This window comes from Paenibacillus sp. JNUCC 34, from assembly GCF_058269055.1.
Genome location: NZ_CM177770.1, coordinates 1,120,505 through 1,140,621 on the forward strand (window position 1 = coordinate 1,120,505; position 20,117 = coordinate 1,140,621).

Sequence of the window (20,117 nt, forward strand, 5' to 3'; positions counted from 1 at the left end):
ACTGATATGGACAATATCGTGCATACCCTTTATTGGGCATCCGAGCTCTCACCCGGGGAGTTTCGATAAAAGAACCAGCACTCGTTCAGTAGTTTGATCTGGCGTCTGTCCTTTTTGCGAAAGGCACGTGTGAGTTGATTGCAGAGCCATTGCGGCAAGGGTATCTCCTCCTCTTGCGATCCGTCTGTTATGGATAGCATATGGGGAAGACGCCCAAAGCGTGCAGGTCTACCTATTTTTAAACGGCTTCTTCTTCATACCACTGCTCCAGCTGTGCCTGCAGGGCGCGAATTTCAGTGAGCAGAGATATGAGCGGATAATGAGTCTCATCCAGGGAAGCAAAGGTGCGCTCCAATTCATTTATGTAGTCAAGACCACTGACCGTTTGTGCAGATTCCTGAAGCAAGTCCAGGTTATCACATTCAGCTATGGCCAGCGGAAGCTCCGGCTTGTCCTGTGCAGTCAGCTTGCTGATTTCCTTATTGAGCCGCAGATTGAGCGCGCTAAGCTGGTAAGCGTAATCCGAAGGCATTTCCACGTATTGCAGTTTATCGTTCAGCTGTAAAATCACATAACGCATGTTCGGCATGATTGTAAGTTCTCCCTCCATACTTTCCTGCTTCAGATTATTTGCAAAATCCATTCTGATCGTTTGACGAAAGCCGTTCATTTGCATCATCCTTACTTGACAGTGTAGCTTAGAGAGAAGTTAAAATTCAAGTAGTATCCTTCGTGTGTCATGTGCACGAATAAAGGAATGCGGAAAGGGAGAAGGCAGACGTTATGCATGAGATGAGCAACGAAGAGCTCCAGGCCTGGGTGGAGGAGATCTCAATTAATAGTTTTCGTGTTCCGTTCAGGCACCGTGCTTTGTTTAATAGTAGGCTTTCTACCACAGGCGGGCGGTATTTTATGAAAAGCCACAATATAGAAATTAATCCTCACCAGCTTGAGATTCATGGGCGAGAAGAGGTAGAGAAGATCATAAAGCACGAGCTATGCCACTATCATTTACACCTGGCAGGACGGGGGTATAAGCATCGTGATTCCGATTTCAAAGCACTGCTTAAGGCTGTAGGCGGCAGCCGTTTTTGTAAAGCGATTGTAAAACCACAGGATAAACAACGAAAACCAGAGCCCTATCGCTACGTGTTGCGGTGTGTGGATTGTGGAACCGAATACAGGCGCAAGCGAAAAATGGATCCAGCTCGTTACCGCTGTGGTCGCTGCAGTGGTTGTCTGCGTCTTCTGCCACTTGACTGAAAGCGTACATCATGGTAAATTAATATTCAGTTGCATCATAACGTTCCCTGATAGCTCAGTTGGTAGAGCACTCGACTGTTAATCGAGTTGTCACAGGTTCGAGTCCTGTTCGGGGAGCCATTTATTTGGAGAGATACCCAAGTGGCTATAAGGGGACCCTCTGCTAAGGGGTTAGACTGCGTAAGCGGTGCGAGGGTTCGAATCCCTCTCTCTCCGTTTAGAGTAACGTCGATGAAACAGCCTGTCGGTTTTCCGGCAGGCTGTTTTTATGTAAAGGGATGAGAACCCTCAAAAAAGGGTTCGTCGGAGCATAAGCTTCGATAGGAATAACATCGCAGTCTCGAACGAAGTGAGAGTACCCCTCTCTCTCCGTTCTGAATAACATCATTAAAGCTCCCAACGCAAAAGCGAAGGGGGGGTTTTTGCAAAGGGATGAGAACCCTCATAAGGGTTCGTCAGAGCGTTGACATCGTTTGATTTCTTGAATATTATTTCATTTAACACCGAACAATAGATCCTTATATACTTCGCAGTAGAAAGCTCGAATATCCTGTGCGCGACATAGATAACTCATTACTTTAACTAGTTCAAGCCATCAACAAAAGTATAATTAATAATACAATGGGTTATTTAGAGAAGGAGGTCTGGTGTATGAGTAAAGAGAAAGCGAAAATTATTGACCATTATTCTTATTCGATTGAATTTGTAGAGAGTTTAAGTTGTATCACTGAAAATCAATGGAGGAGTCCAATAGATACTGGAAAATGGTCGATAGCGGAAATAATAGGACATTTAGTATTTTGGGATGAAGTTGTACAAAAACGAATTCCACAATTATTTTCAGAAGAGGTCTTGCCAAAGGTTCCAGATGTAGAAGCTATGAACTCACAAGCTGCATCAGAAGCAAGAACATGTGAAAAGCAAGTGATAATAAATAAATTCATAACGGTAAGAAAAGAACTTATTAGTGTAATAGATAAAATGCCCCTTACATATTGGAGTAAAGAATTCAATATTGGTCAAACGCGTTTGAATTTATTCGATTATTATAATGGTCTAGTAAAACATGATATTCACCATTTTCAACAAATTAAACGTGTTTTAGAGCTATAGGTGGCGATTGATAAATATTCCGATCTCGTAGAAGATGGAGCAGCAATTCATTATAGATGGTCAATAATTTGATGTTAAAAGTTCAAGATATTACTTAAAGTAAGGGAAACACCGTGAGAGGAACCGATGGTGACGAAATTTTTGGGCTGAGTTTGATGAAGATTTAAACCTAAAATTTTTTTGAAAAATATATAAAAAAAGCTTGTCATAAGTTTTCTGTTTATGCTATACTCAATCTTGTCGTCACGGCGATGTTGAAAATAAGGCCCGTTGGTCAAGGGGTTAAGACACCTCCCTTTCACGGAGGTAACAGGGGTTCGAATCCCCTACGGGTCACCATATTTTACTTTGAGAACCCCAACGGTTCGTCGAAGCATAAAATTACTTTTATGGCAGCCACTTTGATTGTCATCGAGAGCCATTAGCTCAGTTGGTAGAGCACCTGACTTTTAATCAGGGTGTCGAAGGTTCGAGTCCTTCATGGCTCACCATTTTTTTACAGATTTAACCCTTTTAATATGCGGTAGTGGTGGAATGGCAGACACGCTATCTTGAGGGGGTAGTGGGTGTATACCCGTGGAGGTTCGAGTCCTCTCTACCGCATACTAAAAAGCTCCTGCATTTTTGCAGGAGCTTTTTTTTGGCGTTTATGCAGGAGATGTTTCCTGCTTAGTTGCTCCTTTTTCCGTTTATCCTCCACCAGCTTGATAGGGGCTTATTCAACTAAAGCAGGCCCAATGGGGATAAATTATTTTATAATCCACGAACCAATGAATTTGGTATTCTTTCTAAAAAGGGCGTAATTAGAACTTACTATAAACCTAAAGCTGGAATTTCTTATTGGAGAAGACAATAATTAAAGGAGCTAAAACAATGAAATATTATACTTGTTTAGTATGCGGATATGACAAGCTTGATGAACCACCAATAGACGAATACGGTTATAAAACTTTTGAAGTTTGTTCATGCTGCGGCTTTCAATTTGGATATCATGATGATGATTTAGGATATACCTATATAGGATATCTTGAAGAGTGGATTAAAAAAGGTGCGAAATGGCGTTATCGCGAACCTAAGGATTTCGATTTAAAAAAACAATTGCTGAATATCGGCTATACTTTATAGGTTTTTAATTATTCGGACCCATTTCCAATTTCATTTGGAAATGGGTCTATTAATTGCTTCTAACTGTGAATCCATTACACAAAAAAGAAAAGGTATAACCAGCACCTGTTATCGGCTAGGTTCGGTTATAAATGTGTACCTCTATCCATTTAGATTAAAAATTTCACAAACCGGAGAGAGAATCAATATTTTAAGTAAACCAATCCTTTAAAAATACAAGTGGAATAAACATTCTTAAAAAAAAGCAGGCCCAATGGCGATAAATTATTTTACAATCCAAGAACTAATGAATTTGGTTCTCTTACTAAAAAGGGTGTAATTAGAACTTTCTTTAAACCCAAAGATGGAATTGCTTATTGGAGAAGACAACATCAAAGGAGCTAAAACAATGAAATATTATACTTGTTTAGTATGCGGATATGACAAGCTTGATGAACCACCAATAGACGAATATGGTTGTAAGACCTATATACGTTGCTCGTGTTGCGGCTTTCAATTTGGATATCATGATGATGATTTAGGATATACCTATATAGGATATCTTGAAGAGTGGATTAAAAAAGGTGCGAAATGGCGTTATCGCGAACCTAAGGATTTCGATTTAAAAAAACAATTGCTGAATATCGGCTATACTTTATAGGTTTTTAATTATTCGGACCCATTTCCAATTTCATTTGGAAATGGGTCTTTTAACGGTCCGAACGAGGGGTTCGCAGGGGCTTCCTTGAGAAGTAAATGATGTTTCATATTTGGTCAAGTGGTTAATAGGATACCATGGACAGGCAACTTCCCAAAAACCTATAAGGAGTGATTCGTAATGGCTAGAAACAACACTGGTAAAATGAGCCGTGAAGAAGCAGGACGGTTAGGTGGAGTAGCAACAGCCAGGAACCATGATAAAGAGTTTTATCAGGAGATCGGACGTAAGGGTGGCAAGGCAACGTCAGATTCTCACAATAGACAGTTCTATCAGGAAATTGGCAGGAAGGGCGGAGAAGCTACCTCTGACTCCCAGGGTAAAGAGTTTTATCAAGAAATTGGTCAAAAAGGTGGCGAGTCCCGCAATAACTCCAGCAATGGTGGAAATAGCAGCAAGTTGAGCCGTGAGGAAGCTGGACGTAAAGGCGGTCAGGCCTGAGTCCGCAACATATATAACGGATCTACTAAAAAATAGCAACCCTATAACTTGGGATTACTTTGTAAAGTAGAACCTTCATAAGTAATTAGGATCAGCCATAGTCGGGTACTGAACCCGTCTATGGCTGTTTATTTCTCACCGTACCACCAGATTCCAGTGAATTGCAGTAGCTTTCTGGACAGAGTGACTAGGAATATGTTATCTATATGATAATGATAACCATTCTCATATAAGGGCGGAATTTGTTTTGATATTGAATATAAAGAAAGATAGCAACTGCAAAGGAAAGCAGCAAACAACATTCAACTCTTTGACAATCAAATTGTGGAATATAGAAGTATTCACTCTGGAAGGTATGTATCTGGAACAGCAGCTTACGCTTCAACCAGCACTCATTGTGTTGCTCGGAGGAGAGGCTTCTCTGGAAAGAGAAGATCGCAAAAACCGGATGGGAAGAGAATTTGCTTACTTTTGTCCGGGTGGTACGACTTTTGGAATAAACAGACATGGTGTGGAATCGGTGTCTGTTGCCGTCATTTATTTTAACTTCTATAAAGAATCGTTATGCAGGAGACAGCTGGAGGAGGCTGATGCCGAAAAAATACTTCAGTACGAAGGTGCATTGACGCTAAGCTCAGCAGATCGATTGAGTTTGTTCTGTCGATCCATATATGAGCATTTTCGAAGTGATGATGACTTTAAACAATGGCGGGCTCAGTTGGATTTTCAAGAATTGCTGCAAGAGATGTTATCTTTGGGCAATTTGAATGCCAAGAGCGATAAGACTCAGGGATTGGAACGTACCAGAGAATACATGGACAATCACTATAATGAAGAATTGACGATTGACCAGCTTGCCGGTATGGCCGAACTCAGTCCCAAATATTATATGGATATGTTTAAAAAAACATATGGTCTTAGCGCAACGGAATATCTGGCCCAGGTGAGAATGAATAAGGCAAAACAATTGATGTTGGGTTCAGGACGTATTCTTAAGGAAGTCGCACATATGGTGGGATATAAAGATGAATTTTATTTCAGTCGGAAGTTTAAAAAAGAATTTGGTCTATCTCCGTCGGCCTACATAAAAAAACGAAAAAACAAATTAGCGGTCTATGGTTCTACTTCCCTACTAGGGTATCTAATACCGCTTAATATCATTCCGTATGCAGCACCGCTGCATCCCAAATGGTCTCGGGATTACTACCATAATCTTGGTCCGGATATCCCTGTACACCTGAATGCGTTCCGCCAAAATCATAACAAAATAGGCAATCTGGAAAAGCTTGAATTATCACAGCCGGAGCTCATTATCTGTTCACAGGATCTGGAATTATGGGAGAAGGAGCGGTTGCAGCAGATTGCTCCCGTTTACGAACTTCCTGAGGAAAGTGTTGGGTGGGAGGAGCAGCTGCTGTGGATGGCACATTTACTTGATAAAAATGCGGAGGCACAGCAGTGGATAGAGTCATTTTATAGGAAATTACGGTCCTTCCGGCATGAGATTTTCAGGGAAATCAATGATCCGCCAACGCTTTTGACCGCACGTCTTCATGATCATGAACTGGTCTCATATAGAAACCTCGGTATGAGAGAAGTGCTGTTTAACAATCTGGACTTTCTTTCACCTTCCCTTATGGAAAAAATGAGTGACGATGTCCCCTTGACTGTTGACAAGATAAAGACAATGGAGGCAGATCATATTTTTCTTTTGGTCCGTCAGGATTCGGATACGCTTGAATATTGGCGAGAACTCCAAACTTCTCCGGATTGGATGACGATACCTGCTGTTAGAGAAGGAAGGTTTCATCAGGTATCCTCCTATCCTTGGCGAGAATATTCACCGATTGCACTGGAACTAATGGTTGAAGAGGTTGCCAAAACCTTTTCCGGAGATTGTCCATGATGGATTTGGTGATTTGTCCATGGTGTAAAGGACGTTCATCCCTTACTATAATTAATAATGATAATCATTATCAATTATAGGATGACCGTTGAAAGGGGAACAAGAAAGAGATGAAAAAAATGAAGTTTATGCTGGGGTTATTCATGGTGATGGCCCTGATTTTATCGGCTTGTGGTGGAGATAAGCAAGGAAAAGAGCAGGCCGTTAATAGTGAATCCCAAAACAATGCTTCGCAGAATGAATCTACAGAGAAAAAAGCAGATGCGCCTCAGACTGCAGATACCAAAGTTGTGAAATATTTGGACCAAGAGTACACGTTGCCAACTAAGACAGAGCGGATTGTTATCACAGGTGCTGTCGAAGCCATGGAGGATTCCATTGTTTTGGAAGTTAATCCTGTTGGAGCCATTACTTTTGCAGGGGAATTCCCTCCTTTGTTTCAATCCATAACGAAAGATGCTCAATCCGTTGGAGAAAAAATGGAACCGAATTTCGAAACCATTTTGTCATTGAAACCAGATGTCATTCTGGCATCTTCCAAAGCTAAACCGGAGGTTATTGAGCAGTTGAACAAAATTGCACCAACAATTCCGTATTCCCACATCTCTACGAACTGGGAGAGTAACTTAAAACTGCTCGGGGAATTAAGTGGCAAGCAGGAGCAGGCGGAGAAAGAAATTGCCCAATACAAAACTGACCTGGAAGCGGCCAAATCTCAGCTTGGAGATTCCCTTAAAGATAAAAAGGTTGTTGCGTTAAGGATCCGGGGTGGAGAGCAGTACATTTATCCGGAAGCTGTATTCTTTAATCCGGTATTGTATGAAGATCTTGGGATTGCAGTTCCTGAGGAAGTGAAAGCTGCAAAAGCACAGGAATTGATCTCCAAAGAGAAATTTGCAGACATGAATCCGGACTATTTGTTCATCCAGTTCTCTCCAGCAGAGAACCAAGAAACACCGGATGCACTTGAGAAATTCAAGAACGATCCGATCATGAAGAACATTAAGGCTTTCAAAGACGACCACGTTTTTGTTAATGTTGTCGATCCCTTGGCTCAAGGCGGAACAGCCTACAGCAAAATTCAGTTCCTGAAGGAAGCGGTAAGCAATCTCACAAAATAGATCAGTAAGGCGTGTTGTATATGCGGTTCAGATGTTCGCTGCCGGCGGTTATCCTTGTGATAGCCCCGGCAGCAGTTATATTGCTCATCATCGCTTCAATTTTATATGGAGCTAAAAATATTACAGTTGATGTGATTTGGGATTCCGTATTCGCATTTGATGCAGACAGTGTAGATCATCAGATCATTATGACTTCTAGGTTACCGCGTGTCATAGGAGCGTTGCTGATTGGTGCTTTTCTGGCTATATCAGGAGCACTCATGCAAGGAATGACAAGAAATTACCTTGCATCGCCCTCCATCATGGGCGTATCGGACGGTTCTGTTTTTGCGGTTACTCTATTTATGGTATTTATGCCAAACGCGAATTCCACCTGGTATATTGTATGTTCCTTGATCGGATCTGCCGTCGGTGCAGGCATTGTTTTCGGTCTTGCCTGGATGATTCCTCATGGACTTAGTCCAGTTCGACTGGCAATACTCGGTACGATTATCGGAACATTTCTAAGCGGAACAGCTAATGCCATTGCGACTTATTATCAGATTTCCCAGAATCTAAGTTTTTGGTATAACGCCAGACTGCATCAGATGGATCCGGAACTGATTAAGTTAAGTATTCCGTTTGCCCTTGTGGGTTTGTCACTGGCTATTGGTCTGTCCAAATCTGTATCTGTCCTTTCACTCGGCGAAGAGATTGCGAAGGGACTGGGAATACGTACAATGCTTGTTAAATCGCTAGCGATACTGGCCGTCGTTATTTTGACCGGTGTCTCTGTGGCACTAGCTGGAAAAGTTGCCTTCGTAGGCTTGATCATTCCCCATATCGCCAGATTTCTGTCGGGTTCGGATTACCGCTGGATCGTTCCCGTATCCGGGGTGATAGGTGGAGTGTTTCTAGCTCTATGCGATATTCTTGCGCGGTTTATCAATTTTCCTTTTGAAACTCCGGTAGGGGTTGTTACGGCTTTAATCGGTGTTCCCTTCTTCTTGTATCTGATTAAGACGAGAGGAGGAGGGCAGCATGCGTAACACATCTTATGCACGTGTGAGTACTGTATTAGTTATTGGAACCGTCATTGTGTTTATGGCTGCTTATTTCAGTTTGACGAGCGGAACCTTTGACATGTCAGTTATGGATCTAATCAAAACATTGCTAAGAATCGATCGTCAGCCAGACCATGATCTTGTTGTATTTGATTTTCGCCTTCCTCGTATCGTTCTTGGTGCCCTGGTTGGCTTCTCCTTGGGAATAGCCGGTGCCGTGATCCAAGGCGTAACGAGAAATGGACTTGCAGACCCCGGGATACTTGGAATTAACGCAGGTGCGGGAATGGCTGTTGTACTGTTTATGTTCCTGTTTCAAGGGAGTATAACAATGACGGGATGGCTTGGCGTAATGATGATGCCAATGTTCGGTGTGGTCGGCGGGATGGCTGCCACAGCGGCGATTTATTTATTTGCCAGACAAGACGGAACGCTCGATCCGCAGCGGCTTATATTGGTCGGGATTGCTATTGCTTCCGGATTCGGCGCTGTGACCATGTATGTCTCTCTCAAAATGAATCCGAATGATTTTGAGATGGCGGTTGTATGGCTCGCGGGCAGCCTTCATAACGCGAACTGGAAGTTTGTTATTACCATGCTGCCTTGGATAATGCTTCTTCCGCTAATAATTTGGCTGCGCGCTCATGTTCTGGATTTGTTTCAGTTGAGTGAGGAAAGTGTGAAAGGGCTTGGCGTATCTGCTGAAAAAGAAAAAAATATTTTTCTGTTGTGCAGCATTGGATTGGTGAGTGCTAGTGTTGCTGTTTCCGGCAGTATTGGTTTCGTAGGCCTGATCGCTCCTCACATGGCCAGACAATTGGTAGGACTGCGGCACAAAAATATCATTCCTGTCAGTGGTGTGGCTGGCATGGCGATCGTTCTTATCGGTGATTTCATTGGAAAAACGATATTTGCACCTGCTGAACTGGCTGTTGGTATTGTGGTATCCATCATCGGTGTGCCCTACTTTGTTTATTTGCTCATTCGAACGAGGAAATAAAAAGACTGGAGGAGTGGAATGAATCACTTTCATCATTTAAAAGTGGAACAAAGAGAAATCATATTATATCTGCCACCTTCCTATGAACAATCCGACCAGCACTATCCCGTTGCTTATGTCCAGGACGATGGCTACCTTTTTACCGAGTGCTTGAACTATTTGGAGCATTTATTTGCTACAGGAGCACTGGAGGAACTGATTCTGGTTGGCATCACGAGCCCTAACCGAAATGATGAATATACCCCATGGCCTGCGGAACCACTTCTTAAAAGCATGAACGCCTTCGGTGGCAAGGGGAAGGTATATGTGGATGAGGTCGCGGATGTACTCAAGCCTTACATAGACAATCACTATCGGACACAGAAAGAAGCTGAAAATACGGCGATCATCGGTGGTTCTTTTGGAGGATTGATTTCACTGTTTGCCGGGTATTGGCGCCCGGATACATTTGGCCGGATCGGCCTGCTGTCAGCTTCCTTCTGGTATGAGGGGGTTATGGATTTCATCCGGCAAAATGAAGACTTGAACAATGACTTGCGAATGTTCATGTCCGTGGGCCTATGCGAAGGGATATATAAACAGAATGCACAGAAGCAGATGGTGCCAAATACCAAAGCCGCAGCTTCCTTATTTATCGAAAGATGCTTTCCTGAAGACTCGCTCCGTTTGGTTTTGGAGCCACAAGGAACACATGATGGTATATTCATGATTCAGCGGTTCCCTGAAGCGCTACAGTGGCTGTTTAACCAACGTCCTGAAGCAAAGTGCCCCGTAAAAGAAAAAGAAAGTACAAGAGAATTTAGTATACCAGGAACCCAAGTGTGGAATGTGCAATCGAACCGTACGGGGCGTTGGTATCGAATTAGTATCGCTAAGCCAGTAGAACCGCCCCCTGAAGAGGGATATCCTGTACTGTACACGTTGGACGCAAATGCTTCGTTTGGTTCTCTGGCTGAGTCCATACGGATGCAATCGAGGCGCCCACATGGGATTTCGCCGGCACTTATCGTTGGAATCGGCTACGATTCCGACAATCCGATCGTAACGAATGAACGTTTTTATGACTACACTGTTCATGCTGACGAAACTGAACTGCCAGCCCGTCCTGACGGATCCCCATGGCCTAAAACTGGGGGGGCCGAGGAATTCCTCACATTTATTGAGGATGAGTTGAAACCGAAGGTTGAGGAGTGCTTCTCCATCGATCATTCGAGGCAGTCACTGTTTGGCCATTCTCTTGGAGGGTTTTTGGCCCTGTATTCTTTGTTTACTCGATGTGGGACTTTTCAGCGCTATATCGCAGCCAGTCCTTCGGTTTGGTGGAAAAATCATGTTCTTTATCAGATATGGAACGAGAGAGAGGAAAACTTGGGGCAGCATGAACCATCTGGGGAACTGCTTATTTTCGTAGGAAGTGATGAGAAGCCGTCTATGGTAAAAGATGCAAAGGAGTTATACGAGGTTCTTAAAGCGTCCCCAAAAGGAATACATCCGATATTTCAAGAAGTGGAGGGCGAGGGGCATGTTTCGGTTATACCTTCGCTAATCAGCCCGCTACTTCGTTTCATCACGAAGTAAATAAGAGATTAACAAGATAAAGAGCCTTCGTTCATGAGCATGAGCGAAGGCTCTTTATGCTGGGAACTTAGAGTTGGTAAAGGATGTATCATCAAGGGTCAGATCATTAAGGTGGCCATTTAACTCGTAGCTACTCTTCTGACGAAAAATGAGGATCCTCTAATACAGATGAGTATTTAGGATATAATCTTTTGATACAGCTAGGGCAAATATCGTGTGTAAATTCGATAGGCATACGGCTTTCCAGATAGCTTTCGACGGGTTCCCAGACTTTCGCAGTTCGGACATGCTTACATACGGCGCAGATCGGAACATGTCCGTGAAGCGAGCATGTCTGAGCAAGCGCCCGCTCGAGACGGATCTCTTTTTGTTTATATCGCGTAATATCGGAGAACGAAACAATCATTCCATGGGGGTTGTTTTTATCTATTGTAAGAGAATAAGCCTCGCACAAAATCCAAGCGATCCTACCGCTCCAGTCTATGGAATACTCCACAGTATAATTAGAATTTTTTCCTGTTAGTACATCCTTCAATGAGGTGAGATATATCGTTTTATAAAACTCCCCGAAGGAGGATTTGCCAAAGATCTGTGGAGGCATTTCAAAAAAAGGGGTTCCAGGCCATTCAAAATTGGGAGAGGCACCATACTTTGGAGCCATCAGCTTCCATGAGTCGTTAATTTGATCTATTGTGCCATCTGGACGGATAATCATCAGTCCAGGTTTCAGGAAATGGATTGCACAACTCCAAGATGTGGATAAAGATTGTCGCAAATTACTCGCTCCCCTGGTATAGAAACTTTGGATAAGAGACAACGGGCATGAAGAAATGGTATAATTTAGACGTGTATTTTTTCATTATACACTTAATTAAGTCATTATTCAAGTGAAAAATAACGTAAATAAGTATTTATTTTTTTAAAGGATTGGGAAAGGCGGTTGTTTCATGCAGTCAATATACCAACGAATCGAACATCTCATTGAAAGCCGGGGTATGACTAAAAAAGCATTTTGTGAAAACCTCGGGATCAGCACAGGGAATTTTGGTGACTGGAAAAGAGGTAAGACAACCCCAAGCACCAATAAACTGATCGAGATCGCCGGCTACTTTGAAGTTAGTCTGGACTGGCTTATTGTCGGTAGGGGAAGTCCTTCTGCAGGTGTGATGGAAGTTCGGCAAAGCTACGGGACAGATCTTGCCCAGGAGACGGCTGAACAGATCCAAGCATCAAACCTTACCGATGATGAGAAGGATTTTATTAGAGAGTATCTAGAGTTTACGGAATACAGGAAGCATCGGGATAGGGAGTAATTTCCACTTTACTTCTTGGCAAGAAATCTATATAATAGGGAATGTTCTCTTGTAGAACTTCCCTTACAATATGCGGTAGTGGTGGAATGGCAGACACGCTATCTTGAGGGGGTAGTGGGTGTATACCCGTGGAGGTTCGAGTCCTCTCTACCGCATCATACAACAGAAGAACAACTCCTTGCTGAGCAAGGGGTTGTTCTTTTTTTGTTTTCGTCGATAGACTTTTTTTAATCAATTATGCAACTGCACCCCTAGGTGATCCGTAAGAGATGTGTATGGATTGTTATGAAAGGGGATATCCAATATGCGTATTGAAGAAATGATAGAGGAACGCTTTAAATGCTCCAAATGCCGAGGAACCCATTGTGCAACGAAGGAAGTAGCGATGTCTGGATCGGGGCTAAGCAAAATGTTTGATATTCAGCACAATCATTTCCTATTCGTATCTTGCACAAATTGCGGATATGTGGAAGTATTTAATCCAGATATTTTAGAAGGCAAGAAACGCGGACAGCTAGGCTCCATACTGGATGTGTTCTTTGGTTGACATCACCTTTAAAATTCTTTAATATGTCTAAGTACCATAAAGTGCAAGGTAATTTAGACGAAACTTAAATAGATGGGTGATGCATGTGTCATACAGACCACAGATTTCTAACGTGATCAAAGCCGGAAGTAACGACAAAGAAGGGCTTTACGAGTTCATTATCAGCTTAGCTGATGGAACAGACTGCCGCGTGTTCTACAACCGTTTTCCGGAATGGAAAATGACTAATGTAAGCCGACTTGGAAAAACACCTTGTCCGGTTTGCCGTAAAGATTTCATCTGCAAATGCATGGAGAAGTTCTCCGCTGATTTTGATCAACAGATGAGAGATGGCGAATGGCTGAGCAAAGCAGCTGCAGAATAATAGCACTTGCTACGATAGAGCGCGGGAGAATCCTCCTGCGCTTTTTTTCTTATATACAAGGGAGGGAAGAGAGGATGGACAAACATCTTGAACAGACACAGCATATCATTGTGCTGATCGACGGGGTGTGTCATATGTGCCAGGGACTTACGAAGTTTATCATAAAGCGTGATCCTCCAGGAATGTTCAAGTTCGCTTCACTTCAGTCCGATATTGGAAAAGATATTCTTCAGCAAGGGGGATTGCCTGAGGAAGCGGTCGACACGGTCGTTGTTGTAGAGAACGGTACTTACTATATCCGCTCTGCCGCTGCTCTGCGCATTGTCCGCCGTCTTTCTTATCCGTGGCGGCTACTATATGGGTTTATCATTGTACCGCGGGTACTACGCGATATGCTGTATAGATGGGTGGCAAAAAACCGGTATCGCTGGTTCGGACAGGACGAGGAATGCATGATTCCGACACCGGAAATCCGGCGCCGTTTTCTTTAATGAACATGCATACATGCTGAGGTAGTTAACGTGGGGCGCGGAAACCGGCTTGTTTAGCCTCGCTTTCGCTGCAGAACCACTGCTCCTGCTTGGTCCTTTCGTAGTAAGGGGATTCCGGAGTATGATATATTTTTTCACCTTTCGAATTGATGTTGCCTTTAATGTTGCATCCTTTTTTAGGTTTATCCGTATTGGAACTTGTGTTTGCGGTAGTACCTTTCTTTTCACTCTTCTGTTCTTCAGGATGAAAGCCATCATCTTGTGCATAATTCTCGACACTCCAAATTCCCAGCGACTTATTGCGGCTGATGGTCTGAAGATCGTTAAATTTATCGACATAACGTACATTGGGCTGATAAATATAGGCTACTCGGGCAAGCCCTTGTTCCAGAAGGAGCTCCTGAACCATCTGCCCGTCTGCGTACACGTACGCAAGCAATCTGGAGTATTTATCCCGGTTCGGTCCGATGTCGAATTCGAGCTCAAGTTTCTCTGCTTTTTCCACAATTTCTTTAGTAAATGCTTTTGCTTCCGGGCCAAAGGGCTGCACACCAAGTCGTGGATGGCTCGTTTCTGGTGTATCGATCAGCAAAAAGCGGACTTTTTCCGTTTTACCTTCATATTTAACACTGATTGTATCGCCGTCCACGGTCTTCACAAGTTCGACGGGGACTCTTGGGATGTTGAGATCATCGGTCGGATAGGATTTATCGTCAGGCTTTGAAGTTGTGGGTTTGGAATTGTTCGGTGCAGCCGTATTAATACCTGTGTTAGATTGCTCTGACGGTGTAGTGGTATCTGGTGTGACCAGTGGATCGCTGCAGCCGGACAATAAAAGCAGGCCTGTAATGATGATTGGTACAATGCGTCTTTTCATAAGTTGTCACTCTCCTGGCTAAGATGCCTTGTAATTAAGGTAGGTATAGGAGACTCTAAATAGGATGACGATAAATAGAGAGATTCCCTCTGGGAACATCTGTTCCTGCCGAGTCCATTATGACGGTATTTCATCTTTTTGGCAAGGGTATGTTGGACCGTTTTATTGGGATTATAAAAAAATCGCTTGATGACATACCGTAAGTTATGCTATTCTTATGTCAAATTATAACAAGACAACGGAAGCACCGTTCAATGATCGCTTAAATGCGGCTTGGACGGTGCTTTTTTGCGTTGTCTATTGAAAGAAGGGATCTGTAAACATGTTACCAGTCAGGGTTGTGCTGGCTGTTCAGGATTCCGAGTATGTCGAACCGCTACTTCAATATATACACGGAAGTGAGTATGTGAAGAAGATGCAGGTAACGGCGTTCACTCGGGTTGAAGCACTGCTGCAGTATAGAGACATACCGGACCTTATTGTAGGCGAGGCAAACATGCTGGAAGCTTGGTTGTCAGAAAAGATGTTATCCGTGCCGTGGATCGTTCTTGCTGAAGGGGGAGAAGAGGCAAATCTGGCTGGTGAAGGACTGACTGCCGCGAAGTATCAGCCTTTGCCACAGCTGTTGGATCTGTGGATGAGTCATACCGGAGGAAACCGCACAAGAAAGAACGAGTTTCGCTCCGGAAGCACCCAGATCATTGGTCTTGTGTCGGTTCTTGGAGGGAGCGGACGGACTACGGCAGCTGTAAATATGGCGAGACAATTGGGTGTAATGGGCTTGAAGGTGTTTTATTTGAATTTGGAGACGGTAAACTCCAGTGCTTTGTTCTCAGACGGTAACCGAAGAGAGGGTACCTTCTCGCGGCTGCTCTATGAGATTAAATCCTCACAAGAAAATGGTGAGAGAAACGAGTTGTCTCTAGCCCGTTATGTGATGGTGCACGATGCCTTGAAATGTGATGTGTTTGATCCGAGTGATCATCTGAAAGAGCTGATGGAAATGACGGCTGAGGATGTAAAGGTACTGATTGATCTGATTTCCAAGTGCGGCCAATACGATGTGATCGTCATTGACACAGACAACCAGTCAAGGGAACGTCTGCATGCTGTGATGGAGAATTGTCATTTTCTTCTGTGGATGTTACTGGATGACCTTATCAGTATGTATAAGAACGGTATATGGCTTAGTCACATGGAGAAAGAGAATTCCGATTGGTTCGGACAGATCATGGGCAAGAGCAGATTTATCGTTAATCGGTTCACTGGCAGTCTGGGTAATCCGCTTCCCCGCAAGGATATGAGGATGGATGGTATGCTGCCTTACATTCCTTCATGGAAGCAGGTGCAGCAGGAGGACTTGCTGTTGTGCTCACCGATTTTTCAGAGGGAAATATTGAAGCTTTGCAGTGATTTGCTTGGGGAGAGCGGATGGTTTGGCATGAGAAGCACCAGTGGTGAACGTGCCTATGGATGAAGAAATTTTTATATCTATACGAAATGAAGTACGGGCGGGACTAGATATTACAGCAGCTGTCGGGAATCGTGAACTGATGTTGTATATCGAGGAGGTGGTATGGGCGCGTCAAGAGCTGAGTGAACTGACTGCAGCGGTAAGGCGCACACTGGTGCGGAGGGTTTTTGATTCCTTTCGTGGCCTGGATGTGTTGCAGCCTCTGGTCGATAATCCCGCGATTACGGAAATTATGATTAACAGTCATAAGGATGTGTTCATTGAACAGGAAGGCGAAGTAAAGCGTCTGCAGGTTCAGTTTGAATCCCAAGGCAGGCTGGAGGATATTATTCAGACTATAGTAGGCACGGTGAACAGGGTTGTAAACGAATCTTCACCGATCGTTGATGCCCGTCTGAAAGATGGGTCACGGGTTAATATTGTTCTTCCTCCCATAGCGCTAAAGGGGCCGACAATGACGATCCGTAAATTTCCCGAGTCCCCGATGACGATGGAAAACCTGGTGGCCAGGGAGGCGCTAAGTCAGGAAGCGGCAGATCTGCTCCGAACGCTGGTAGTCGGAAAATATAACATTTTTATAGGCGGAGGAACAGGTTCAGGAAAAACAACTTTTCTGAATGCCTTATCCCAGTTCATTCCGGCCGATGAGAGAGTGATTACGATTGAAGATTCAGCTGAATTGAAGATCGTTACGGTGCCGAACCTGGTGTCACTGGAGACGAGAAACGCCAACACCGAAGGGCGGGGGGAGGTATCTATACGTGATTTGATCCGCTCGTCTCTCCGGATGAGGCCTAATCGGATTGTGGTCGGAGAGGTGCGGGGGAGTGAAGCGCTGGATATGTTACAGGCGATGAACACAGGACACGATGGAAGTTTGTCAACCGGACATGCCAACAGTACTCGGGATATGATCAGCCGTCTGGAAACGATGGTATTGAGCGGGGCTGAGCTACCGGTCTCGGTTGTCAGGCAGCAGATCAGCTCGGCGATTGATATTTTTGTACACCTGTCCAGGCTGCGAGACCGCTCGCGTCGTGTAACAGAAATTAGTGAGGTTATCGGTATGAACGGAGATGTCGTTATGATTAACCCCCTTTATAAGTTCCGGGAGACGGGCGAAGCCGGAGGACGTGTGATGGGAAGGCTTGAGCCTTGTGGTAACCCACTTGTAAATATAGATAAGTTGCGAATGGCGGGGATTGCTACTTGGCCGCTTCAGAACTTTGAGGTGATGAAATGAGACCACGAAGAAACATACTTCCGGATTACAGGGTTTATAACCTATCGAAGGGACAGCGGATCCGCTGTGTTACGGTGGGCGGACTGTTATTTTTCGGGATGGGCTATCTGTTTTATCAAAATATGATCATGTCTCTGATACTGAGTGCCGGAGGGTTGATCATTCCGCGGTTTTGGCGGCGTCATCTTCTGGACCGCAGAAGAGCTATGCTGAATCTTCACTTTAAGCAGGCGCTATATTCTCTATCCTCTTCTCTATCTGCAGGGCGCTCAGTTGAGAATGGATTCCGTGATGCGGTGGAGGATCTGCTGATACTGGATCCCGGAGCTCAAAATGATCTGATATTCGAATTAAAGGTCATTGTTTCACGACTGGAGTTTGGCGAACCCATCGAAGCAGCACTGCAGGATTTTGCCCTGAGAGCAGGGATGGATGATATAACGAATTTTGCTGACGTGTTTACGACCTGCAAAAGAACCGGAGGCGATCTGGTGGAGGTCATCCGTCGGACATCTTCCGTCATTGGAGAGAAGCTGGATATCCAGCAGGAAATATCGGTCATGATCGCTCAAAAAAAGTTTGAATCCAAAGCATTGCTGGCGGCTCCTTTTCTGTTGTTGCTTTTTATGAACATGTCAGCTTCGGATTATATGAAACCTATGCACGGTAGTGCGGCCGGATTCATAATCTCTACCTTAGCACTTTTAGTTCTTGGGGGCTGTTTCTGGTGGATTACGAAAATGATGAACATTAAGGTGTAGGAGGTGAGTGAGCTGTGTTGGGATGGCTATGTGGTGCTCTGCTGATTCTGCTGGTGGGTGGCTGGGTGGTGCTGAATCAAATGGGAGGTGAACGATATCGGCGCTTCAGCAGGCTGCCCATGGAAGGGCTCAGGCTTACGAAGCTTACGCCGCCTTTGTTATTCGTTTTGGATAAGAGTAAGGTGAATACCCGATTCCCCATCCTCTTCTTCCGGATACAGAGATCCGTGCAAAAAATTCACGGCCTTCGCCACAGTGCGGAGATGAGCTTGCTCTTCATGGCAGATTCTCTTGCTTACAGCTGGTTGATTCTTATTGGTGGCTGTTTATGGTCAATCGGGACAGGTGAACCCATTGGAGTGCTTGTAGGTGGCTTTCTCAGTATACTTATGCCGGTTTCCATGGTGAAGGATCTGAATAAGAAGGTGCTGCTTCGTGATCAAGATATCGTGATGGAGCTTCCCGAGCTGTTAAACAAGATGATTTTGCTTGTTGGAGCCGGAGAGACTGTTCAAAAAGCGATCGTTCATTGTGTAGAACGGAAATGTGATGATCAGCATCCGTTGTATTCGGAGCTTAGGAAAATGGTTGGCGATTGGGAAGGTGGACATTCCTTTCAACAGGCGTTTGAGCAGTTCAGCAAGCGCTGTGCCGTGCAAGAGGTATCGATCTTTACTACAACCGTACTGCTGAACTTCAGGCGCGGAGGGAATGATTTTGTTCTGGCGCTCCGTGATCTGTCCCGGGTGTTGTGGGAGAAACGGAAGGCGATCGCACGGACAAGAGGTGAACAGGCTTCATCCAAGCTGGTATTTCCAATGGTCGTTATTTTTATGGTTGTGATTGTGTTGGTCGGTGCGCCGGCTTTTATGATGATGAATATGTAGAAGGGTTTGGTGATAAGGATGCTGTCTGTACTACGTAATCAGGTTAGGGTTTTTTGGAAGGATGAAAAAGGAATTGGTACGCTTGAAATGATCCTCATTATTGTGGTGATTCTGATCATTGCTCTTATATTCAAGGATCAGCTTAAAACTTTAGTTACGCGACTGTTTAGCAATGTTAACACTAGAACAGATGAATTCATCAACTCGAAATAGGCGCCGGTTCTGGAAGAATGACGAGGGGAACTTCACGATTGAAGCCTCTCTTGTTCTGCCTATAGTGCTGCTGGTGACGGCACTGCTTCTGTTCCTATGTCTGTATATTTATCAGAGATCTTTTCTCGTTCAGGCTTCATCCGCTGCATCTGAACGCACGGCCTTTATTTGGGATAACAGCCATAAGGATGCGGTTAGCGGAGCGGCAGAGGAAGGGCAGTATGATCCGCTATATTGGCGGTTGACGGATGATCGTTTGCTTAGCTCTTTATTTGGTCTAGGAAATGGAGGATCGGCCGGGGCCATTACCATCCCTGGAGGAGATCAGACTGAACTACCGGAGGTGAAAATGACCAAAGGAGCCTCTGCTGTACCGGATGGGATGCAGGGGGAGATGATGTATGACAATAAAGTGCTCTTACGAAAAGTGAACACAGAACTATCTTGGCCTGTAACGATCTCCCCGCTCGAAAAGGTGATGTCCGGCGGAACAGATCTTCAGGTTAGCTCGCAGTCTGTTATTGTGGATCCGGTCGAGTTTATCCGGACCGTTGAGCTTATGCGCTATTACGGCTCGAAATTTAAGGGTACGGGTGGAAGCCGAACCGATCCCGGTAGTGCTTCCGAAGTAATTCAGAAGTATGGGAGGCGTCGATAGCA

Annotated in this window: 24 protein-coding genes and 6 tRNA genes; 26 read left to right on the forward strand and 4 right to left on the reverse strand. The window is 44.4% G+C overall.

Features of this window, described 5'->3' with window-relative positions; genetic code table 11:
* Positions 1–29: 29 nt before the first annotated feature.
* Complete coding sequence (gene cmpA, locus AC2TF5_RS05085; RefSeq protein ID WP_208918012.1) at positions 30–158, reverse strand: cortex morphogenetic protein CmpA; 129 nt, start codon at positions 156–158, stop codon at positions 30–32.
* Positions 159–238: 80 nt separating this feature from the next.
* The gene (locus AC2TF5_RS05090) at positions 239–589 is read right to left on the reverse strand and encodes a hydrolase/acyltransferase (RefSeq protein WP_491302812.1); all 351 of its coding nucleotides are present in this window, start codon (positions 587–589) and stop codon (positions 239–241) included.
* Between the two features lie 203 nt (positions 590–792).
* Here AC2TF5_RS05090 and AC2TF5_RS05095 point away from each other — a divergent pair, with 203 nt between their 5' ends.
* The 15 genes from AC2TF5_RS05095 to AC2TF5_RS05165 all read left to right on the forward strand — a co-directional run bounded on the left by AC2TF5_RS05095 (position 793) and on the right by AC2TF5_RS05165 (position 11,287).
* Positions 793–1,263, forward strand: coding sequence for a SprT family protein (locus AC2TF5_RS05095; RefSeq protein ID WP_491302813.1), 471 nt, complete (start codon positions 793–795; stop codon positions 1,261–1,263).
* A gap of 44 nt (positions 1,264–1,307) precedes the next feature.
* Positions 1,308–1,383: transfer RNA gene (locus AC2TF5_RS05100), tRNA-Asn, on the forward strand.
* A 7-nt stretch (positions 1,384–1,390) separates the two neighbouring features.
* A tRNA-Ser gene (locus AC2TF5_RS05105) sits at positions 1,391–1,479 on the forward strand.
* A gap of 435 nt (positions 1,480–1,914) precedes the next feature.
* Positions 1,915–2,376 carry a DinB family protein gene (locus tag AC2TF5_RS05110; protein ID WP_491301142.1) on the forward strand — a complete coding sequence of 154 codons (462 nt, stop codon included), beginning with the start codon at positions 1,915–1,917 and terminating at the stop codon, positions 2,374–2,376.
* Positions 2,377–2,640: 264 nt separating this feature from the next.
* Positions 2,641–2,715: transfer RNA gene (locus AC2TF5_RS05115), tRNA-Glu, on the forward strand.
* 76 nt (positions 2,716–2,791) lie between these two features.
* A tRNA-Lys gene (locus AC2TF5_RS05120) sits at positions 2,792–2,867 on the forward strand.
* A 29-nt stretch (positions 2,868–2,896) separates the two neighbouring features.
* A tRNA-Leu gene (locus AC2TF5_RS05125) sits at positions 2,897–2,979 on the forward strand.
* A gap of 270 nt (positions 2,980–3,249) precedes the next feature.
* Positions 3,250–3,501 carry a hypothetical protein gene (locus tag AC2TF5_RS05130; protein ID WP_491301143.1) on the forward strand — a complete coding sequence of 84 codons (252 nt, stop codon included), beginning with the start codon at positions 3,250–3,252 and terminating at the stop codon, positions 3,499–3,501.
* A 388-nt stretch (positions 3,502–3,889) separates the two neighbouring features.
* Positions 3,890–4,141 carry a hypothetical protein gene (locus tag AC2TF5_RS05135; protein ID WP_491301144.1) on the forward strand — a complete coding sequence of 84 codons (252 nt, stop codon included), beginning with the start codon at positions 3,890–3,892 and terminating at the stop codon, positions 4,139–4,141.
* A gap of 177 nt (positions 4,142–4,318) precedes the next feature.
* On the forward strand, positions 4,319–4,639 hold the full coding sequence (locus AC2TF5_RS05140; RefSeq protein ID WP_491301145.1) for a KGG domain-containing protein: 321 nt from the start codon (positions 4,319–4,321) through the stop codon (positions 4,637–4,639).
* A 247-nt stretch (positions 4,640–4,886) separates the two neighbouring features.
* On the forward strand, positions 4,887–6,545 hold the full coding sequence (locus AC2TF5_RS05145; RefSeq protein WP_491301146.1) for an AraC family transcriptional regulator: 1,659 nt from the start codon (positions 4,887–4,889) through the stop codon (positions 6,543–6,545).
* A 110-nt stretch (positions 6,546–6,655) separates the two neighbouring features.
* Complete coding sequence (locus tag AC2TF5_RS05150; RefSeq protein ID WP_491301147.1) at positions 6,656–7,666, forward strand: ABC transporter substrate-binding protein; 1,011 nt, start codon at positions 6,656–6,658, stop codon at positions 7,664–7,666.
* 20 nt (positions 7,667–7,686) lie between these two features.
* The gene (locus AC2TF5_RS05155; protein WP_491301148.1) at positions 7,687–8,694 is read left to right on the forward strand and encodes a FecCD family ABC transporter permease; all 1,008 of its coding nucleotides are present in this window, start codon (positions 7,687–7,689) and stop codon (positions 8,692–8,694) included.
* The gene (locus AC2TF5_RS05160) at positions 8,687–9,709 is read left to right on the forward strand and encodes a FecCD family ABC transporter permease (RefSeq protein ID WP_491301149.1); all 1,023 of its coding nucleotides are present in this window, start codon (positions 8,687–8,689) and stop codon (positions 9,707–9,709) included. The genes AC2TF5_RS05155 and AC2TF5_RS05160 overlap by 8 nt, the downstream gene beginning before the upstream one ends.
* 18 nt (positions 9,710–9,727) lie before the next feature.
* Entirely contained in the window at positions 9,728–11,287 is a 1,560-nt protein-coding gene (locus AC2TF5_RS05165) for an alpha/beta hydrolase (protein WP_491301150.1), read from the forward strand.
* A gap of 130 nt (positions 11,288–11,417) precedes the next feature.
* On the opposite strand, the gene AC2TF5_RS05170 is transcribed toward AC2TF5_RS05165, so the two are convergent.
* Positions 11,418–12,062: a hypothetical protein gene (locus tag AC2TF5_RS05170; RefSeq protein WP_491301151.1), complete on the reverse strand. Its 645-nt coding sequence runs from the start codon at positions 12,060–12,062 to the stop codon at positions 11,418–11,420.
* A gap of 172 nt (positions 12,063–12,234) precedes the next feature.
* Between AC2TF5_RS05170 and AC2TF5_RS05175 the strand changes: the two genes are divergently transcribed.
* From AC2TF5_RS05175 to AC2TF5_RS05195, 5 genes are all read left to right on the forward strand, one after another.
* Positions 12,235–12,600, forward strand: coding sequence for a helix-turn-helix domain-containing protein (locus AC2TF5_RS05175; RefSeq protein ID WP_491301152.1), 366 nt, complete (start codon positions 12,235–12,237; stop codon positions 12,598–12,600).
* A 72-nt stretch (positions 12,601–12,672) separates the two neighbouring features.
* Positions 12,673–12,755 (forward strand) — tRNA-Leu (locus AC2TF5_RS05180).
* Between the two features lie 149 nt (positions 12,756–12,904).
* The gene (locus AC2TF5_RS05185; protein WP_491301153.1) at positions 12,905–13,147 is read left to right on the forward strand and encodes a zinc ribbon domain-containing protein; all 243 of its coding nucleotides are present in this window, start codon (positions 12,905–12,907) and stop codon (positions 13,145–13,147) included.
* 85 nt (positions 13,148–13,232) lie between these two features.
* Positions 13,233–13,511 (forward strand): hypothetical protein, encoded by a 279-nt coding sequence (locus AC2TF5_RS05190; protein ID WP_491301154.1) that lies wholly within the window; start codon positions 13,233–13,235, stop codon positions 13,509–13,511.
* 74 nt (positions 13,512–13,585) lie between these two features.
* The gene (locus tag AC2TF5_RS05195; RefSeq protein ID WP_491301155.1) at positions 13,586–14,002 is read left to right on the forward strand and encodes a thiol-disulfide oxidoreductase DCC family protein; all 417 of its coding nucleotides are present in this window, start codon (positions 13,586–13,588) and stop codon (positions 14,000–14,002) included.
* A 25-nt stretch (positions 14,003–14,027) separates the two neighbouring features.
* Here AC2TF5_RS05195 and AC2TF5_RS05200 read toward each other — a convergent pair whose 3' ends face one another.
* Positions 14,028–14,879, reverse strand: coding sequence for a thermonuclease family protein (locus AC2TF5_RS05200; protein WP_491301156.1), 852 nt, complete (start codon positions 14,877–14,879; stop codon positions 14,028–14,030).
* 322 nt (positions 14,880–15,201) lie between these two features.
* On the opposite strand from AC2TF5_RS05200, the gene AC2TF5_RS05205 reads away from it, so the two are divergent.
* From AC2TF5_RS05205 to AC2TF5_RS05230, 6 genes are all read left to right on the forward strand, one after another.
* Positions 15,202–16,356, forward strand: coding sequence for a P-loop NTPase family protein (locus tag AC2TF5_RS05205; RefSeq protein WP_491301157.1), 1,155 nt, complete (start codon positions 15,202–15,204; stop codon positions 16,354–16,356).
* Positions 16,349–17,596 carry a TadA family conjugal transfer-associated ATPase gene (locus tag AC2TF5_RS05210; protein WP_491301158.1) on the forward strand — a complete coding sequence of 416 codons (1,248 nt, stop codon included), beginning with the start codon at positions 16,349–16,351 and terminating at the stop codon, positions 17,594–17,596. The genes AC2TF5_RS05205 and AC2TF5_RS05210 overlap by 8 nt, the downstream gene beginning before the upstream one ends.
* Positions 17,593–18,357, forward strand: coding sequence for a type II secretion system F family protein (locus AC2TF5_RS05215; protein ID WP_491301159.1), 765 nt, complete (start codon positions 17,593–17,595; stop codon positions 18,355–18,357). The genes AC2TF5_RS05210 and AC2TF5_RS05215 overlap by 4 nt, the downstream gene beginning before the upstream one ends.
* A 14-nt stretch (positions 18,358–18,371) precedes the next feature.
* Positions 18,372–19,244, forward strand: a complete 873-nt coding sequence (locus tag AC2TF5_RS05220) for a type II secretion system F family protein (protein WP_241930525.1) — start codon at positions 18,372–18,374, stop codon at positions 19,242–19,244.
* Positions 19,245–19,331: 87 nt separating this feature from the next.
* On the forward strand, positions 19,332–19,457 hold the full coding sequence (locus AC2TF5_RS05225; RefSeq protein WP_241934026.1) for a Flp1 family type IVb pilin: 126 nt from the start codon (positions 19,332–19,334) through the stop codon (positions 19,455–19,457).
* A complete protein-coding gene (locus AC2TF5_RS05230; RefSeq protein WP_491301160.1) occupies positions 19,417–20,115 on the forward strand; it encodes a TadE/TadG family type IV pilus assembly protein in 699 nt (232 codons plus the stop codon). The genes AC2TF5_RS05225 and AC2TF5_RS05230 overlap by 41 nt, the downstream gene beginning before the upstream one ends.
* Positions 20,116–20,117 lie beyond the last annotated feature (2 nt).